Source organism: Pontibacillus yanchengensis Y32 (assembly GCF_000770635.1).
GTDB lineage: Bacteria > Bacillota > Bacilli > Bacillales > BH030062 > Pontibacillus > Pontibacillus yanchengensis.
Genome location: NZ_AVBF01000017.1, coordinates 1 through 13,644 on the forward strand (window position 1 = coordinate 1; position 13,644 = coordinate 13,644).

The window sequence follows — 13,644 nt, forward strand, 5'->3', positions numbered from 1 at the left end:
TTAGATTAGTTGATTCCAAAATCAACACCAAACTTTAACATAGCCTATACAATACTCAATCTACCCGAACTTTTAAATTCGGGTAGATTGATTAATAATAATACCTGTAATAAAAAAAACCACCAAGTACTAACAATAAGATTAACAATACCACAACTAAACCTAAACCGTATCCACCATAGTATGGTCTATACCCACATGCGAGTGGATAGGCTGTATAAGGATATCCAAAATCTCCATAACCGTACATGCACTCTCACCTCATTAACCTGTATTGTTATGATAGGATATGAGCGGAGGGGAAGATTTGTATAGGGAATAGCCTATTTGATTAGTATGAAGATTTATTTTTTTCTTTACGATAGAATTCATGAAAAATTTTCATCAAAGCTCTTTTTTCAATACGTGATACATAACTCCTTGATATACCTAGTTTTTTGGCAATTTCTCGTTGCGTTAATTCATCTTTTAAACCTAAGCCATACCTGCCAATAATGACCTCCTTTTCACGGCTATCTAATATTTGTAAGTATTCTTGAATCTTTTCCACTTCCATATTTAATTGGATTAACTCAACAACATCTGCATTTTCCGCCTTAAGGATATCAATTAAACTAATTTCATTCCCTTCCTTGTCTTGGCCAATAGGGTCTTGTAAAGAAACATCCTTTTTCGTCTTCTTAAGCGCTCTTAAATGCATTAATATTTCATTTTCAATACAGCGAGCAGCATACGTGGCAAGTTTTGTCCCCTTACCTGGAGAAAAGCTTTCTATTCCTTTGATTAACCCGATCGTTCCGATGGAAATTAAATCTTCATTATCCTCGCCTGTATTCTCAAATTTCTTCACAATATGAGCAACAAGACGTAGGTTATGTTCAATCAAACGATTTCGAGCATCTTCATCTCCCTGTTGCATGGCTTCTAGACATTTTGTTTCTTCTTCTGAACTAAGTGGCTGTGGGAAGGCATGATTTTTTACATAAGACACAAAGAATATCGTTTCTTTAACGAGATAAACCAGAGCAGACACCAAGCTAGACAAACGCATGCACCTCCACCATTCATTTAGGCTATAGCCTATATAGTATCCTTATGCAGCACGAATTTGGATTGTGTCTGTCCAGTATAGAAAAGTAATAGCATAGTATTTAGAACAAGTTCTGGAATAGAAAAAGGGAGTACGAAGATAAAAGGTAAACCGATAAAGTAAAAGTAGAAGAGGATTGTTTACCTCCATTGAAATTTGTAAGCCATCATACTTAGCAGCTAACCATCTGTAACATATGTTCACATTAAAAAAGCATTCTACTATTAAAGTAGAATGCTCATTATTTAAGTTACGATTGTTGCTCTTCTGATTTAAATGCTTTATCATAATCATCTTTTATGCTTTTATCCCATAGTCGAACTCCACTACGGTAAGCAGCGCGTGAAATCATGTGACCTGATACAGGTGCTGTTATTAGGACAAAAATGATTCCAAGTATCAGTTTGCCGCTAACAATCCCATTTTCTATATACATAAATAGGAACGACCCAATCATAATTCCAGCTACACCTAATGTTGCGCCTTTTGTTGCAGCATGAAGTCGAGTGTACACATCAGGAAACCGTAGTATTCCAATAGAACTTGAAATAATAAAGAAAGTACCAGATAGAAGGAAAAGCATGATCACGATGTCCCATATGATTTCAATCCATGTCCCGCTCAATGATAACACCCTTTTCCAAGAATTTTGCGATAGCAACAGTTCCTATAAATAATAGGATACCTATTAGTAAAATAATATCATTTAACTTAGTTGTCACAAGATAAATGGCGATTAAACCAGCCAATCCCATAAGATTTATGCCAATTGTATCTAGAGCAACAGCACGATCAGGGTTAGTTGGCCCCTTGATAGCACGGTAAAGTAGAATAAATAACGAAATAGATACCCCAACGATGCAAATTTCGGTGACAATTTCTAATAAAGCTTGTGTCATCTCTAAGGTTTCCATGTTATCTTGTCACCTCCTTAATTGCCTTTTCAAAGGAATCTTTAATGGAGTTAATCTCTTCTTCAACATCCTCTATATTCATAGCATGTACGTAAATATAGGAATGGTCATTTGATACAGCAATGGAAAGTGTACCAGGTGTAAGTGTAATAAGATTTGCCAGTAATGTTATTTCCCAATTGCTTTTTAAATCAATAGGTAATGCAAAGATTCCTGGTTCCATGTCCAAGTTTGGCTTATATACCCATTTTAAGATGGTAACATTAGAAAGCATAAGCTCTTTTATAAAAAGTAATACTAAATAGATAATCTTCATGACGCGCTTCATGTAATATTCATCAGGTATAAATCGCTGTAATAGAAACAGCATAAAGATTCCTATTAGATATCCTACAACGAAATTACTGAATTGATAGCTTTCATTTAAGAACATCCACATGATTGCGATGGTGATATTTAATACAATCTGAAAAGGCATAATAGTCTACTCCTTTAACACGGAATCGATGTATTGAGATGGGTCTAATAAATATGCGGAAATGTCTTCAACCATCGGATACACATATTCAGCTCCAACTCCGAGAAAAACAGAAAAGGCGACAAGGAATGCTATTGGCCAAGCGTATGCTCTTGATTTTACACGATTTGGCGTAATAGTATCGTCTTTTTCTCCCCAGAACGCTTGAATGAAAATACGAATCATCGAGAAGAGAATCAAGAGGCTCGTGATTAAGCCAATTATGACAATAGCAATCTGATCTTGAGCAAGCCCTTCTTGTAATAGCAATAATTTACCTATAAAGCCACTAAACGGAGGGATACCTGCCAAAGTAAGAGAAGCCACAAAGAACAACCATCCTATTACAGGGTAATGATGAATAAGCCCTCCCATCTTTCTTAGATCGCTTGTTCCAGTTAGAGCAACTATAGCACCTACAATAAGGAACAATGTCCCTTTCACAACCATGTCATGCAATAGATAGTATATAGATCCTGAAATAGAAGCTTCCGTGTATAAGCCTATTCCCATAAGCATAAATCCGACTGCTGGAATAATATTATAGGAAATAATCAACTTTATGTTATTGGTGGATAATGCACCAATAACACCTGTAATCATCGTCAGGGCTGCTAACCATAAGAAAAACTGATGTGTGATATCAATCTCATAGACAAAGATAGTTGTAAATACCCTTAGTATAGAGTAAATCCCAACCTTTGTTAGCAATGCTCCAAATAAGGCCGATACTACTGGGTTAGGTACGATATATGATTTAGGTAACCAATAATATAGTGGAAATACTGCTGCTTTAGTAGCAAATACAAAAAACAATAGAATGGCTATCGTCGTTAGAATTCCTTTTTGTTCTACTTCCTGAACACGTTCAGCGATTTGAGCCATGTTAACAGTTCCAACTACAGAGTATAAAAAGGAAACGACCGTAACAAACAGGATAGAGGAGAATAAATTAATTAACACATATTTAATTGATTCTCGTAGCTGAATTTTTCCTCCACCTAGAACGATAAGCGCATAAGACGACATAAGTAATACTTCAAAGAAAACGAACAAGTTGAATAAGTCACCAGTTAAAAATGCTCCAGATACACCAGTAATTAAAAAGAAAAAGAATGTATAGAAGTAGAAGCTTTCTTGTTGCTGACTAAGACTTTTTCTTGCAAAGAAGATACAGGCTACAGCGATTATATTTGTCGTAATCACTAACAGAATGGAGAGCATATCAGCTACTAGGACAATGCCATAAGGTGCTTTCCAACCACCAGTCTCTAAAATAATGGAACCATTTTGAAAGATGGTATATCCAATATAGGAGACAACTATTAAGTTAATAATGGATACCAGTATAGAGAATATACGGACCATTTTGGTTTTCTTGTTTATAAAAGCTGAGAAAATTCCAGCTAACAATGGTATTAAAATTGGTAAGACGGCTAAATTACTCATGATCGCTACCCCTTAATTCTTCCATATTATCTGTTTCGTTTAACAATGAAGCTCTATAAGCTAAAACTAGCAAAAAGCTTGTAACCCCGAAACTTATAACGATGGAGGTTAGAATGAGTGCTTGAGGTAGAGGGTCTACGTAATTCTCCACACCCTCTACCAATATTGGTGGTTTCCCACGTTTTAGCTTCCCCATCGTTAATATAAACAAATGGGCACCATGTGAGAGCAAAGCTGTTCCGATAATGATTCGTAACATTTGTTTTTGCAATAAATTGTACACGCCGGTTGCAAATAGGATACCAGCTAACATTGATGTTATGATTTCCATATTATTTCGCCTCCTTCTTACGGCGAAGTTTAATCATTCCATAAATTCCTAATGCTGCTATTCCTAACACGCAAATTTCAAACAAGGTATCTAATCCACGCATATCAACTAAAATAACGTTAACGACGTTACTTCCTCCACCTAACGATTTAGATGTTTCTAAGAAATAGCCAGAGATAGATTCAAACCATTTGCTCGTATAAGAGGAAATCCCAACGATAGTCATCATAGCTCCAAAGGATATTGCAATAGTAGCATTCATAACGATAGATCCTTTTGATTCATTTCGTTTTTCTAACTTCGGCAGATGCATGAATACTAATAGAAACAGAGCTACTGTTACAGTTTCAATAATCAACTGTGTTAGTGCTAGGTCAGGAGCTCGATATAAAACAAATAATATAGATAATCCATATCCTACTACTCCTAAAATAAGAATAGCGGCAATTCGGTTGTTTGTAAAAATAGTTGCGATAGAGGCTAGAACCATCATCCCTACCACTAATAACTCTGGTAACCTTATTCTTGCCAGGTCGGTTGCTTCTAGGTTTAAGCCATTAGTAATGAGAAGCATGCTAATGGTACCAAGAATAATCGCAATTAAAATCAGCTGTACATAAAGCTTTAATGAACCAGTCATATAGGTTTTCGTAATCTTCGAGGAGAAGAGCTCAGTACGATCAACCAACCAGTCATAAACACGGTTAAAAGTTAGCGTACCTGGAACAACGTTATAAATAGAATTCCAACGTTTACGTGTTATCACAAGAAGTGTTCCTAAAGCTACAACTGCAAGAGACATGTATAACGGAGGTACGAATCCGTGCCAGAATTTAATATGAGCATGACTTTCATGACCGCTAATGGCTTCAGCTGCATGAGCTAAGAAAGAACCATTAACTAAATGTGGGAACAATCCAATGACAATAATTCCAATAACTAAAATCATAGGTGAAATAAGCATTCCAAATGGTGCTTCATGAGGCTTTTGAGGAAGCTCATCCTCTTTATATTCACCTCTAAATGTACCAAATACAAGGTACATAGAATACACGAATGTAAAGATACTACCTAAAACAGCTAAAACTGGCATAGCTGTTGCTAGTGCTTGAACGATTCCACTAGCTTCTTCTAATTCTAGTGACGTTTTAAAGAACTTCTCTTTACTGTAAAAGCCATTTAAGAATGGTAGAGGGACACCGGCCATTGAGAACGTACCAAACAAGGCTAATGTAGCTGTGATTGGCATAAGTGTCATTAATCCACCTAGTTTTCGAATATCCCTTGTTCCTGTTTCATGATCTACTATACCAGCGACCATAAATAGGCTACCTTTAAACGTGGCATGGTTTAGAATGTGAAATACAGCAGCAAAAATAGCAGCATCTGTTCCAAAACCAAGCATAGCCATAATCATACCAAGTTGGCTTATTGTAGAATAAGCTAGAATCCCTTTTAGATCAGTTTGGCGTACAGCTATGAAGGATCCCCAACAAAGGGTGATGATACCTATTCCACTAACAATGAAAAAGAACCATTCACTTAGTGAAACAATAGGTAAGAAACGAGCTACCAAGAAGATACCTGCTTTTACCATCGTTGCAGAGTGCAAGTACGCACTAACTGGTGTTGGAGCTTCCATCGCATCAGGAAGCCAGATGTGGAATGGAAATTGAGCTGATTTTGTAAAGGCTCCTAAGAAAAGAAAGCCTAAAATCCATCCGAAGTAATTACTATTCAAAATAACGTCTTTTTGATCAATCATTGCTTGAATACTTGTTGTATCAGTAACAATTGTTAATAGGATAAGTCCAGCTAGTAAGCTCAAGCCACCAAAAACCGTAATTAACATCGATTTTAACGCGCCGTAACGGGATCCCTTACGATGATTCCAAAATCCAATTAATAAAAAGGATGAAAAAGATGTAAGCTCCCAAAAGGAATATAGAGCATAAACGTTGTCTGAAAATACAACGCCTAACATAGCAGCCATGAACATAAGAAGATATACGTAAAAATGGCTTAATTGTTCAGTCTTATGTAAATAATATATGGAATATAGAACCACTAAGGTGCCAATACCACTAATCAATAGTCCAAACAATAGTCCAAGTCCATCCAAATATAAATCAAAGTTTATATTTAGCGATGGGATCCAAGCATAGGACTGTGAAATGGGTGAAAATTGTTTACCTACTTTAAGAATCAGGAACAAAAATATACTGAAAGGAATAGGTAAAACAAACCATCCTGTATGAACCTTTTGTTTCCATTTACTTAAGAAGGGTATAAGACACGCAAATATGAGTGGCAAAAATACAGCAATTAACATTGAGTCTAAATCCTCCCTCGTTTTGCAAAGCTAGTTGCTTAAGCAAACGATTTTTTCTTGTTGAGATAGTATCCACTCCATTGTAAGCAAAAAAGGGTCTTAGGTTCAACTAATCTTTACTTGCAAAGGCGCTATGATAATTTTTATATTAAATAGGAAAGAATTTAATAATATTAAATCTACATTATCTTTAAGTCTTCCCATCTTTGATAGGGTTGAGTAGGATTATAAAAAAATCTTCATAAAAAAACCTTATCACACTTTTTGTGATAAGGCGCTGAAGGATCTTTAACTAGTTTGCTTAATCGAATGAGAAATAGACCTTCGCTTTAGTTCTTCTTCAATTAGTCTAATAAATTCATCGCTTAAGTTTAATTCAGTAGCTTTTATATAAGCATCAATTAACAATTCATCAGATAAGTGTTCCATAGTACATCGCCAGCATATAATGCAGGCTAACACACCTCCTGCTTGGAATAAACTTATGAGTCAATCCAATGTATTAAGTGCCTTTCTCTTATATCTTAGTGAGTTTAATACGGAGATTAATAAGATCCGGGCGCTTATCCTTTCTTAGATGGCTAGCTTTAATGTCTCCTTCATTCAGCGTATTTTGAAGTCCGATAGCTGAGGTAGACAATTATAGCTTTTCATTAAGGTGTTGTTGTTCGAACATGTAACTCATTTAATGTAAATTAACTTTATCATGAATCCTAATTAGCCACAACAGAGTTGATATCCACAGGATCCTGTATATAACTTGTGGGTAATTGGTTGATAATGGAAAGATAACCTGATGTAATACTGTGAGTTTTGTGGAGTAAGTTATCCACAATAAAATCTTTGTAGGAATTTGTCGAAAAGTTTCTTGCCTAAATAGCAATCATTCACATATAATGATTAGGTTTCTCTAAAAAATTGAAACTTTTTTTTGAAAGGCAACGCTAAATTGTATATCATGAATAAGTGGTAAATGGTTCGGTAATAGGTAGAAATTGAGGTGAATCCGGTGTTAAAAAAGTTTTTACCAAATCAGCACGTTCAATCTGTATTTGAAATCAAACCTTTGGACTTAAAAAATCAAGGGATCAAGGGCATTGTTACAGATTTAGATAATACACTGGTGGCTTGGGATACCAGAGATGCTACTCCAGAAATAGTCGAGTGGTTCAAGTTAATGAAAGAAAATGGGATTCAAGTCACCATTATATCGAATAATAATGAAAAACGAGTAACATCGTTTTCAGAGCCTTTAGATATTCCTTTTATCTATAGTGCTAGAAAACCATTAGGACAAGCATTTAGAAAAGCTCAACATGCAATGGGAATAAGAAAAGATGAGATGGTTGTAATAGGGGATCAGCTGTTGACTGATGTATTGGGTGGGAATCGTGCTGGATTGCATACGATTCTAGTGGTCCCAATTGTGCAAACAGATGGATTTTTAACAAGAATTAACAGAAAGATAGAACGACGTCTTTTAAGCTGGTTTCGTCGTAAAGGTATGATTTCATGGGAGGAACAACAATGGAAAAAATAATATGTCAAGGATGCGGAGCTGAAATTCAAACCCATGATCCAAGTGCAGTTGGATATGCGCCTTCCTCAGCATTAAATCGAGAAGAGGTTATTTGCCAACGTTGCTTCAGGTTGAAGCATTACAATGAAGTTCAAGATGTAGATTTAACAAATGATGATTTCTTGGATATGTTAAATCAAATTGGTGAAGCAAATGGGATAATTGTGAAAATCATCGATATATTTGATTTCAATGGTAGCTTTATTCAAGGTCTACCTCGCTTTACGGGAGATAAACCGATTTTACTAGTAGGAAATAAAGTTGATTTACTACCAAAGTCTGTTAACCCAAATAAAGTAATGCAATGGATGAGGAAATCTGCTAAAGATCAAGGTTTGAAAGTCTCAGATGTGTTTTTAGTGTCTTCTAAAACAGGACAAGGAATGAATGAAGTTGCACAGAAGATGGATCAGATGCGAAAAGGGAACGATGTTTACGTAGTAGGTTGTACAAATGTCGGGAAATCTACATTCATTAATCATTTAATTCATCAATCTACAGGGGAAAAAGAAGCTATAACGACATCATATTTTCCTGGAACAACATTAGGATTTATTGATATTCCTTTAGATGAGAACTCATCCTTGTTTGATACTCCTGGTATTATCAACCATCATCAGATGGCCCATTATGTCTCAGATCAAGATTTAAAAGTGATTACACCAAAGAAGGAAATTAAACCAAGAAATTATCAATTGAATCCAGAACAAACTCTTTATTTTGGTGGTCTAGCCCGTTTAGATTTTGAAAAAGGGGATAGACATTCATTTGTATGCTACTTTTCCAACGAATTAATGATTCATAGAACTAAATTGGAAAAAGCAGATGAGTTATACCAAAATCACGTTGGAGAAATCTTAGTCCCTCCAAATGAAATTACTTTAGCTAAATTACCCCCATTAAAGCCACAATCCTTTTATATAGAAGAAGGTAAAACGGACATTGTGTTTTCTGGTTTAGGATGGGTAACGGTTCCAGAAGGTGGTATAACTGTTACTGCCTATTCACCAGCAGGCGTGCGAGTATCGCTACGGCCATCTCTAATATGATAGGAGGGTGTAACAAAGTATGGGTTATTTATTTGGATTGATTGGGTATCCAGCAAAGCACTCAAGGTCTCCTTGGATACATCATCATTTCCTAGATCAACAACATGAAAGAGGATTATATCGAATTTTTGAAACTTCTCCTGCAGACTTACAGAGTACACTATCATCTATGAAGCAATTACAAGTAGATGGATTTAATGTTACTGTACCTTATAAAGAAGATATCTTGCAGTATGTTGATACGCTTGATCCTTACGCTGAGAAGGTTGGTGCAGTGAATACTGTACTCTATCAAGATGGTGAGTGGATTGGATATAATACAGATGGTAAAGGGTTTGTTCGATCGTTACTGGAAGCCTATCCAGAAGTTGATTTAAGCTCTTGTAAAGCACTATGTATTGGTGCTGGAGGAGCGTCGAGAGGGATTTATACTGCCCTTTTAGAAAAGAATATGACAAGAGTTGATATTGCTAATCGCACACCGGAAAGAGCAAATACGATTGTTGCATTAAATGATCAACACACTCCTTCTTTAGCAATCTCTTTAGAAGAGGCAGAGAAATCACTTGAGCAGTATGATATTATTGTACAAACAACCTCTGTGGGAATGCCCCCTAATGACGATCAACAAATTATTTCCTTGGCAAATGTGAAAAAGGGAGCAATTGTTGCAGATATTGTCTATAAGCCATTTGAGACAGTATTCCTTGAAGATGCGAAACAAAAAGGTGCTCGTGTTTTACACGGCCATGGCATGTTGATTTATCAGGCAGCTTTAGCTTACGAAATATGGACAAATACAACGATTCAAGCCGACGAACTTCTAAGGAAATTTGAACAACAATTGAAAGGTGATGAAACATGTTAACAGGTAAACAAAAGCGATTTTTACGATCAAAAGCACATCATTTAAGCCCAATTTTTCAAGTGGGGAAAACTGGTGTAACAGATAACATGATTACACAAATCGATGAAGCATTAGAGAAGAGAGAATTAATTAAAATTAGCATTTTACAAAATAACTTTGAAAACAAAAATGAGGTAGCTCAAGAATTGGCTGACGGAGCACAAGCTCAAATTGTTCAAATCATTGGAAACACCATCATTCTTTACAAAGAATCTTCCAATAATAAGGAAATCCAACTACCTTAAAAAAAGGAGTATAGCATGAAAAAAATTGGGCTGTTAGGAGGGACATTTGATCCTCCTCATCTCGGGCATCTACTGGTAGCAGAAGAAGTGTATCATGCTCTAGACCTTGATGAAGTATGGTTTATTCCATCAAATGATCCCCCTCATAAAGATTCAACAGATACAAATACAGAAGATCGATTAGAGATGACCCGAATGGCTGTCCAAACAAACCATCATTTCGATGTAAATACCATTGAGATTGAACGATCTGGTACATCATTTACGTTCGATACGGTAAGCTCTCTTGTGAATACCTACCAGGATACGGAGTTTTATTTTATTATGGGCGGAGATATGGTGGAGTATTTACCTAAATGGCATAGAATTGAGGAGTTACTTGAACTAGTATCCTTTGTTGGAGTTCAACGAAAGGGATTTGAACTAGAGTGCGAATATCCCATAATAAAAGTTGAAATTCCTATGTTTGAAGTTTCTTCTACTCTCATCCGTAACCGCGTTCAAGGTGGTGGATCTACAAGGTATTTATTGCCAGAAAGAGTTGAAACCTATATAAAGGAGCGAGGTTTGTATGGAAAGAGATGAAGCACTAGCAATCGTAAAACCAAAGCTTAAACAGGAGCGGTATGATCACACTGTGCGAGTAATGGAAACTGCTATTCAGCTTGCTCAAACATATGGTGTAGATGAAAAAAAAGCTGAAATAGCTGCTATTTTTCATGATTATGCTAAATACCGTCCTATTGATGAGATGAGACGTTGGATTCAAACAACTTATTTGCCAAAGGATTTGCTTCACTATCATCATGAGTTATGGCATGGTCCAGTTGGAGCTAAGCTTGTCGAAAGAGAAGTAGGAATTCATGATCGGGAAATATTAGATTCCATACATTATCATACAACTGGACGATCTCATATGAGTGCTCTTGATAAAGTGATTTTTCTTGCTGATTATATTGAGCCAGGTAGAAAGTTTCCAGGACTCTCAGATGTTCGTGATGCAGCATGGATGGATTTAAATCATGGATGCTGGATGGCAGCAAAAAATACAATCCAATTTCTTATGAGTAAAAACCAACCGATTTATCCTGAAACCTTTAATGCATACAACGCATTAACGAAAGCAAATAAAAACTAGAAAAGCTGGAGGTAATCATAGAATGGAAAGTAAAGAATTGATGGAGCTAGTAGCAAAATCATGTGACGATAAACGGGCTGAGGATATTGTTGTACTAGATATGAAAAACGTATCTCTTATTGCAGATTATTTCCTTATTTGTCATGGCTCGAATGAACGCCAAGTTCAAGCAATAGCGCGTGGTATAAAACAAGATGTGGAAGAAAAAGATATCGAAGTGAAAAGACTAGAAGGCTTTGAGCATTCTAGATGGATTCTTGTAGACTTAGATGACGTTGTATGCCACATTTTCCATGAAGATGAACGTGGTTATTATAACCTTGAACGTCTATGGGGAGATGCACCAACTTATACGTATCAAGAGATTGAACAAGACCAAGGTCAAATGTAATGGTGAGTTACGGACGATTTGCCCAGGTGTATGACGAACTCATGAGTGATGTTCCTTATGATCAGTGGGTAAGCTTCACAAAAAATCGTTTACGTGAGTCGTCAATAGCGGTTAAAAATATAGCTGATTTAGGAGCAGGAACGGGTGAAATTACCCTGCGTTTAGATGAAGAAGGCTTTAACATGACTGGGATTGATGTATCAGAAGAAATGCTTACTATTGCTCACCAAAAATCATTACAAAGTCAATCTACTATACAATGGCTACAGATGGATATTACCAATTTGAATACTAGTGCGACATATGATGCCGTTGTATGCTTTTGTGATGTTGTGAACTATTTAACTGACATTCACCAAGTAGAAGCATTTATGAACAATGCTTATCAATTACTAGCTCCAGGTGGGAAATTAATATTTGATGTACACTCTACAGGCTATGTTCAAGACTTTTTAGCTAACCAGACTTTTGGAGCGGTGACAGATGATATATCTTATATTTGGTTTTGCGAAGAAGGTCTCACTCCGTACACTGTTTCTCATGACTTGACATTTTTTGTTAGAGAAGGCAATAAATATGAGCGATTTGATGAGGTTCATCATCAACGAACATTTTCTGTTGAAACATACGTGGAGAGCGTACAAGAAGCTGGCTTTCAATTATGTAGTGTTCACGGTGATTTTTCGGATGAGGAAGGTTTCGATGAAAAAGAACATGATCGCATTTTCTTTGTATGTGAAAAGCCGTTAAATAAAGAGGAAGCCTAATTTGTGAGGCTTCCTCTTTTTAAAATCTGGACGTTTTTTTATTTTTTTGTGAAATTAAAAAAGGAAATTATGAATGAGGGTAGAATATGTTTGTTAGCCTTCTAGCTGATTTGATATCTCTCGTTTATCCTCATCATATTTATTATGTGTTTTTTGAAAAAGCTGATGAAACATGTCTCCAATTTCCTCTTCCAGTATTTGAATTCCTTCTCCTGTAACACCACCCTTAACACAAACTTTAGCTTGCAGTGTGGATAAAGAATAATACCCCTCTTCAATTAACTTACCAAACCCAATTAACATTTCTGTTATCATGGTAGTCGCTTCTGCATTTGTTATATCTGTTTCTTCACACGCAGCCTGCACGAAACGTTGGATGATATAACTGAAAAAAGCAGGACCGCATGATACGATATCCGATGATACCCTAGTAATGGATTCATTGATCTCAAGTGGTTTCGAATATAGTTTCACACTTTGTTGGAGGTACGCTTTCATTACAGGATCAATACGTGTCCCAAAGGTCATTAAGCTTACTCCAGTTCTTGCTCTATTAGTTATGCTGGGAATGATTCTGGCGACTTGACAAGGAACTAGGTCCTCAAGTTCCTCAACAGAATAAGGACTGGTGATAGATACTAAGCAATGTTTCTCGGTTAACTGTGATTGTATATCAGTTAATAGAGGATATATATCCAATGGTTTTACACAAACAAATAGCAAATCCACTTGTTGAGCTAATGTTGCTGGGTCATTAATCACATTAATACTTGGATAATATTCTTTCACAGATAATGCCTTCTCTAAAGAACGATTGGTAATATACAAGTCAGATTGGTTGATCATTCCAGAATCTAACCAAGCTTCAATTAAAATTCTCCCCATATTACCTGTACCAATTATTCCCCATTTCATCGATGTCCCTCCTTTACTCC

At 36.1% G+C, this 13,644-nt stretch carries 18 protein-coding genes; 8 read left to right on the plus strand and 10 right to left on the minus strand.

Translation table 11 applies throughout. The features are described 5' to 3' along the window. Positions 1–91: 91 nt before the first annotated feature. The 9 genes from N782_RS21795 to sda all read right to left on the minus strand — a co-directional run bounded on the left by N782_RS21795 (position 92) and on the right by sda (position 7,062). Positions 92–250, minus strand: a complete 159-nt coding sequence (locus N782_RS21795) for a hypothetical protein (protein WP_202595677.1) — start codon at positions 248–250, stop codon at positions 92–94. 81 nt (positions 251–331) lie between these two features. After that, entirely contained in the window at positions 332–1,045 is a 714-nt protein-coding gene (gene sigK, locus N782_RS07885) for an RNA polymerase sporulation sigma factor SigK (RefSeq protein WP_036818223.1), read from the minus strand. Between the two features lie 295 nt (positions 1,046–1,340). Next, a complete protein-coding gene (mnhG, locus tag N782_RS07890) occupies positions 1,341–1,715 on the minus strand; it encodes a monovalent cation/H(+) antiporter subunit G (RefSeq protein WP_036818225.1) in 375 nt (124 codons plus the stop codon). Further along, positions 1,696–2,004, minus strand: a complete 309-nt coding sequence (locus N782_RS07895; protein WP_036818227.1) for a Na(+)/H(+) antiporter subunit F1 — start codon at positions 2,002–2,004, stop codon at positions 1,696–1,698. The genes mnhG and N782_RS07895 overlap by 20 nt, the downstream gene beginning before the upstream one ends. A 1-nt stretch (position 2,005) precedes the next feature. Beyond that, positions 2,006–2,482, minus strand: a complete 477-nt coding sequence (locus N782_RS07900) for a Na+/H+ antiporter subunit E (RefSeq protein WP_036818230.1) — start codon at positions 2,480–2,482, stop codon at positions 2,006–2,008. Positions 2,483–2,488: 6 nt separating this feature from the next. Continuing rightward, positions 2,489–3,970 carry a Na+/H+ antiporter subunit D gene (locus N782_RS07905; RefSeq protein ID WP_036818233.1) on the minus strand — a complete coding sequence of 494 codons (1,482 nt, stop codon included), beginning with the start codon at positions 3,968–3,970 and terminating at the stop codon, positions 2,489–2,491. Next, complete coding sequence (locus N782_RS07910; protein WP_036818236.1) at positions 3,963–4,301, minus strand: Na(+)/H(+) antiporter subunit C; 339 nt, start codon at positions 4,299–4,301, stop codon at positions 3,963–3,965. Before N782_RS07910 ends, N782_RS07905 begins: the two co-directional genes overlap by 8 nt. Position 4,302: 1 nt before the next feature. Beyond that, the gene (locus N782_RS07915; RefSeq protein ID WP_036818239.1) at positions 4,303–6,633 is read right to left on the minus strand and encodes a Na+/H+ antiporter subunit A; all 2,331 of its coding nucleotides are present in this window, start codon (positions 6,631–6,633) and stop codon (positions 4,303–4,305) included. A gap of 288 nt (positions 6,634–6,921) precedes the next feature. Continuing rightward, the gene (gene sda, locus N782_RS20995) at positions 6,922–7,062 is read right to left on the minus strand and encodes a sporulation histidine kinase inhibitor Sda (protein ID WP_084103016.1); all 141 of its coding nucleotides are present in this window, start codon (positions 7,060–7,062) and stop codon (positions 6,922–6,924) included. A gap of 580 nt (positions 7,063–7,642) precedes the next feature. On the opposite strand from sda, the gene N782_RS07920 reads away from it, so the two are divergent. Genes N782_RS07920 through N782_RS07955 form a run of 8 tightly spaced genes read left to right on the plus strand, consistent with a single transcriptional unit; the run spans position 7,643 to position 12,709 of the window. Then, on the plus strand, positions 7,643–8,173 hold the full coding sequence (locus N782_RS07920; protein WP_036818241.1) for a YqeG family HAD IIIA-type phosphatase: 531 nt from the start codon (positions 7,643–7,645) through the stop codon (positions 8,171–8,173). Continuing rightward, positions 8,161–9,261: a ribosome biogenesis GTPase YqeH gene (gene yqeH / locus N782_RS07925; RefSeq protein ID WP_036818242.1), complete on the plus strand. Its 1,101-nt coding sequence runs from the start codon at positions 8,161–8,163 to the stop codon at positions 9,259–9,261. The genes N782_RS07920 and yqeH overlap by 13 nt, the downstream gene beginning before the upstream one ends. A 19-nt stretch (positions 9,262–9,280) precedes the next feature. Further along, positions 9,281–10,129, plus strand: coding sequence for a shikimate dehydrogenase (gene aroE / locus N782_RS07930; protein ID WP_036818243.1), 849 nt, complete (start codon positions 9,281–9,283; stop codon positions 10,127–10,129). Next, a complete protein-coding gene (yhbY, locus tag N782_RS07935; protein WP_036818245.1) occupies positions 10,123–10,413 on the plus strand; it encodes a ribosome assembly RNA-binding protein YhbY in 291 nt (96 codons plus the stop codon). The genes aroE and yhbY overlap by 7 nt, the downstream gene beginning before the upstream one ends. A gap of 15 nt (positions 10,414–10,428) precedes the next feature. Then, positions 10,429–10,998 carry a nicotinate-nucleotide adenylyltransferase gene (locus N782_RS07940; protein ID WP_036818247.1) on the plus strand — a complete coding sequence of 190 codons (570 nt, stop codon included), beginning with the start codon at positions 10,429–10,431 and terminating at the stop codon, positions 10,996–10,998. Beyond that, a complete protein-coding gene (gene yqeK / locus N782_RS07945; RefSeq protein WP_036818249.1) occupies positions 10,985–11,551 on the plus strand; it encodes a bis(5'-nucleosyl)-tetraphosphatase (symmetrical) YqeK in 567 nt (188 codons plus the stop codon). The genes N782_RS07940 and yqeK overlap by 14 nt, the downstream gene beginning before the upstream one ends. Positions 11,552–11,573: 22 nt before the next feature. Then, a complete protein-coding gene (gene rsfS, locus N782_RS07950; protein WP_036818251.1) occupies positions 11,574–11,942 on the plus strand; it encodes a ribosome silencing factor in 369 nt (122 codons plus the stop codon). Between the two features lie 2 nt (positions 11,943–11,944). Next, a complete protein-coding gene (locus tag N782_RS07955) occupies positions 11,945–12,709 on the plus strand; it encodes a class I SAM-dependent DNA methyltransferase (RefSeq protein ID WP_036818351.1) in 765 nt (254 codons plus the stop codon). A gap of 93 nt (positions 12,710–12,802) precedes the next feature. Here the strand turns inward: N782_RS07955 and comER are convergent, their stop codons facing one another. Beyond that, positions 12,803–13,624, minus strand: coding sequence for a late competence protein ComER (gene comER, locus N782_RS07960; protein WP_036818252.1), 822 nt, complete (start codon positions 13,622–13,624; stop codon positions 12,803–12,805). Between the last annotated feature and the right edge of the window lie 20 nt (positions 13,625–13,644).

Bases quoted from the DNA above. Each gene is read 5' to 3' on its own strand.
- sda (WP_084103016.1), bottom strand. From the start codon at position 7,062: ATGGAACACTTATCTGATGAATTGTTAATTGATGCTTATATAAAAGCT.
- N782_RS07900 (WP_036818230.1), bottom strand. From the start codon at position 2,482: ATGCCTTTTCAGATTGTATTAAATATCACCATCGCAATCATGTGGATG.
- N782_RS07910 (WP_036818236.1), bottom strand. From the start codon at position 4,301: ATGGAAATCATAACATCAATGTTAGCTGGTATCCTATTTGCAACCGGC.
- yqeK (WP_036818249.1), top strand. From the start codon at position 10,985: ATGGAAAGAGATGAAGCACTAGCAATCGTAAAACCAAAGCTTAAACAG.
- N782_RS21795 (WP_202595677.1), bottom strand. From the start codon at position 250: ATGTACGGTTATGGAGATTTTGGATATCCTTATACAGCCTATCCACTC.
- aroE (WP_036818243.1), top strand. From the start codon at position 9,281: ATGGGTTATTTATTTGGATTGATTGGGTATCCAGCAAAGCACTCAAGG.
- rsfS (WP_036818251.1), top strand. From the start codon at position 11,574: ATGGAAAGTAAAGAATTGATGGAGCTAGTAGCAAAATCATGTGACGAT.
- N782_RS07915 (WP_036818239.1), bottom strand. From the start codon at position 6,633: ATGTTAATTGCTGTATTTTTGCCACTCATATTTGCGTGTCTTATACCC.
- comER (WP_036818252.1), bottom strand. From the start codon at position 13,624: ATGAAATGGGGAATAATTGGTACAGGTAATATGGGGAGAATTTTAATT.
- N782_RS07940 (WP_036818247.1), top strand. From the start codon at position 10,429: ATGAAAAAAATTGGGCTGTTAGGAGGGACATTTGATCCTCCTCATCTC.
- N782_RS07895 (WP_036818227.1), bottom strand. From the start codon at position 2,004: ATGGAAACCTTAGAGATGACACAAGCTTTATTAGAAATTGTCACCGAA.
- yhbY (WP_036818245.1), top strand. From the start codon at position 10,123: ATGTTAACAGGTAAACAAAAGCGATTTTTACGATCAAAAGCACATCAT.
- yqeH (WP_036818242.1), top strand. From the start codon at position 8,161: ATGGAAAAAATAATATGTCAAGGATGCGGAGCTGAAATTCAAACCCAT.
- N782_RS07905 (WP_036818233.1), bottom strand. From the start codon at position 3,970: ATGAGTAATTTAGCCGTCTTACCAATTTTAATACCATTGTTAGCTGGA.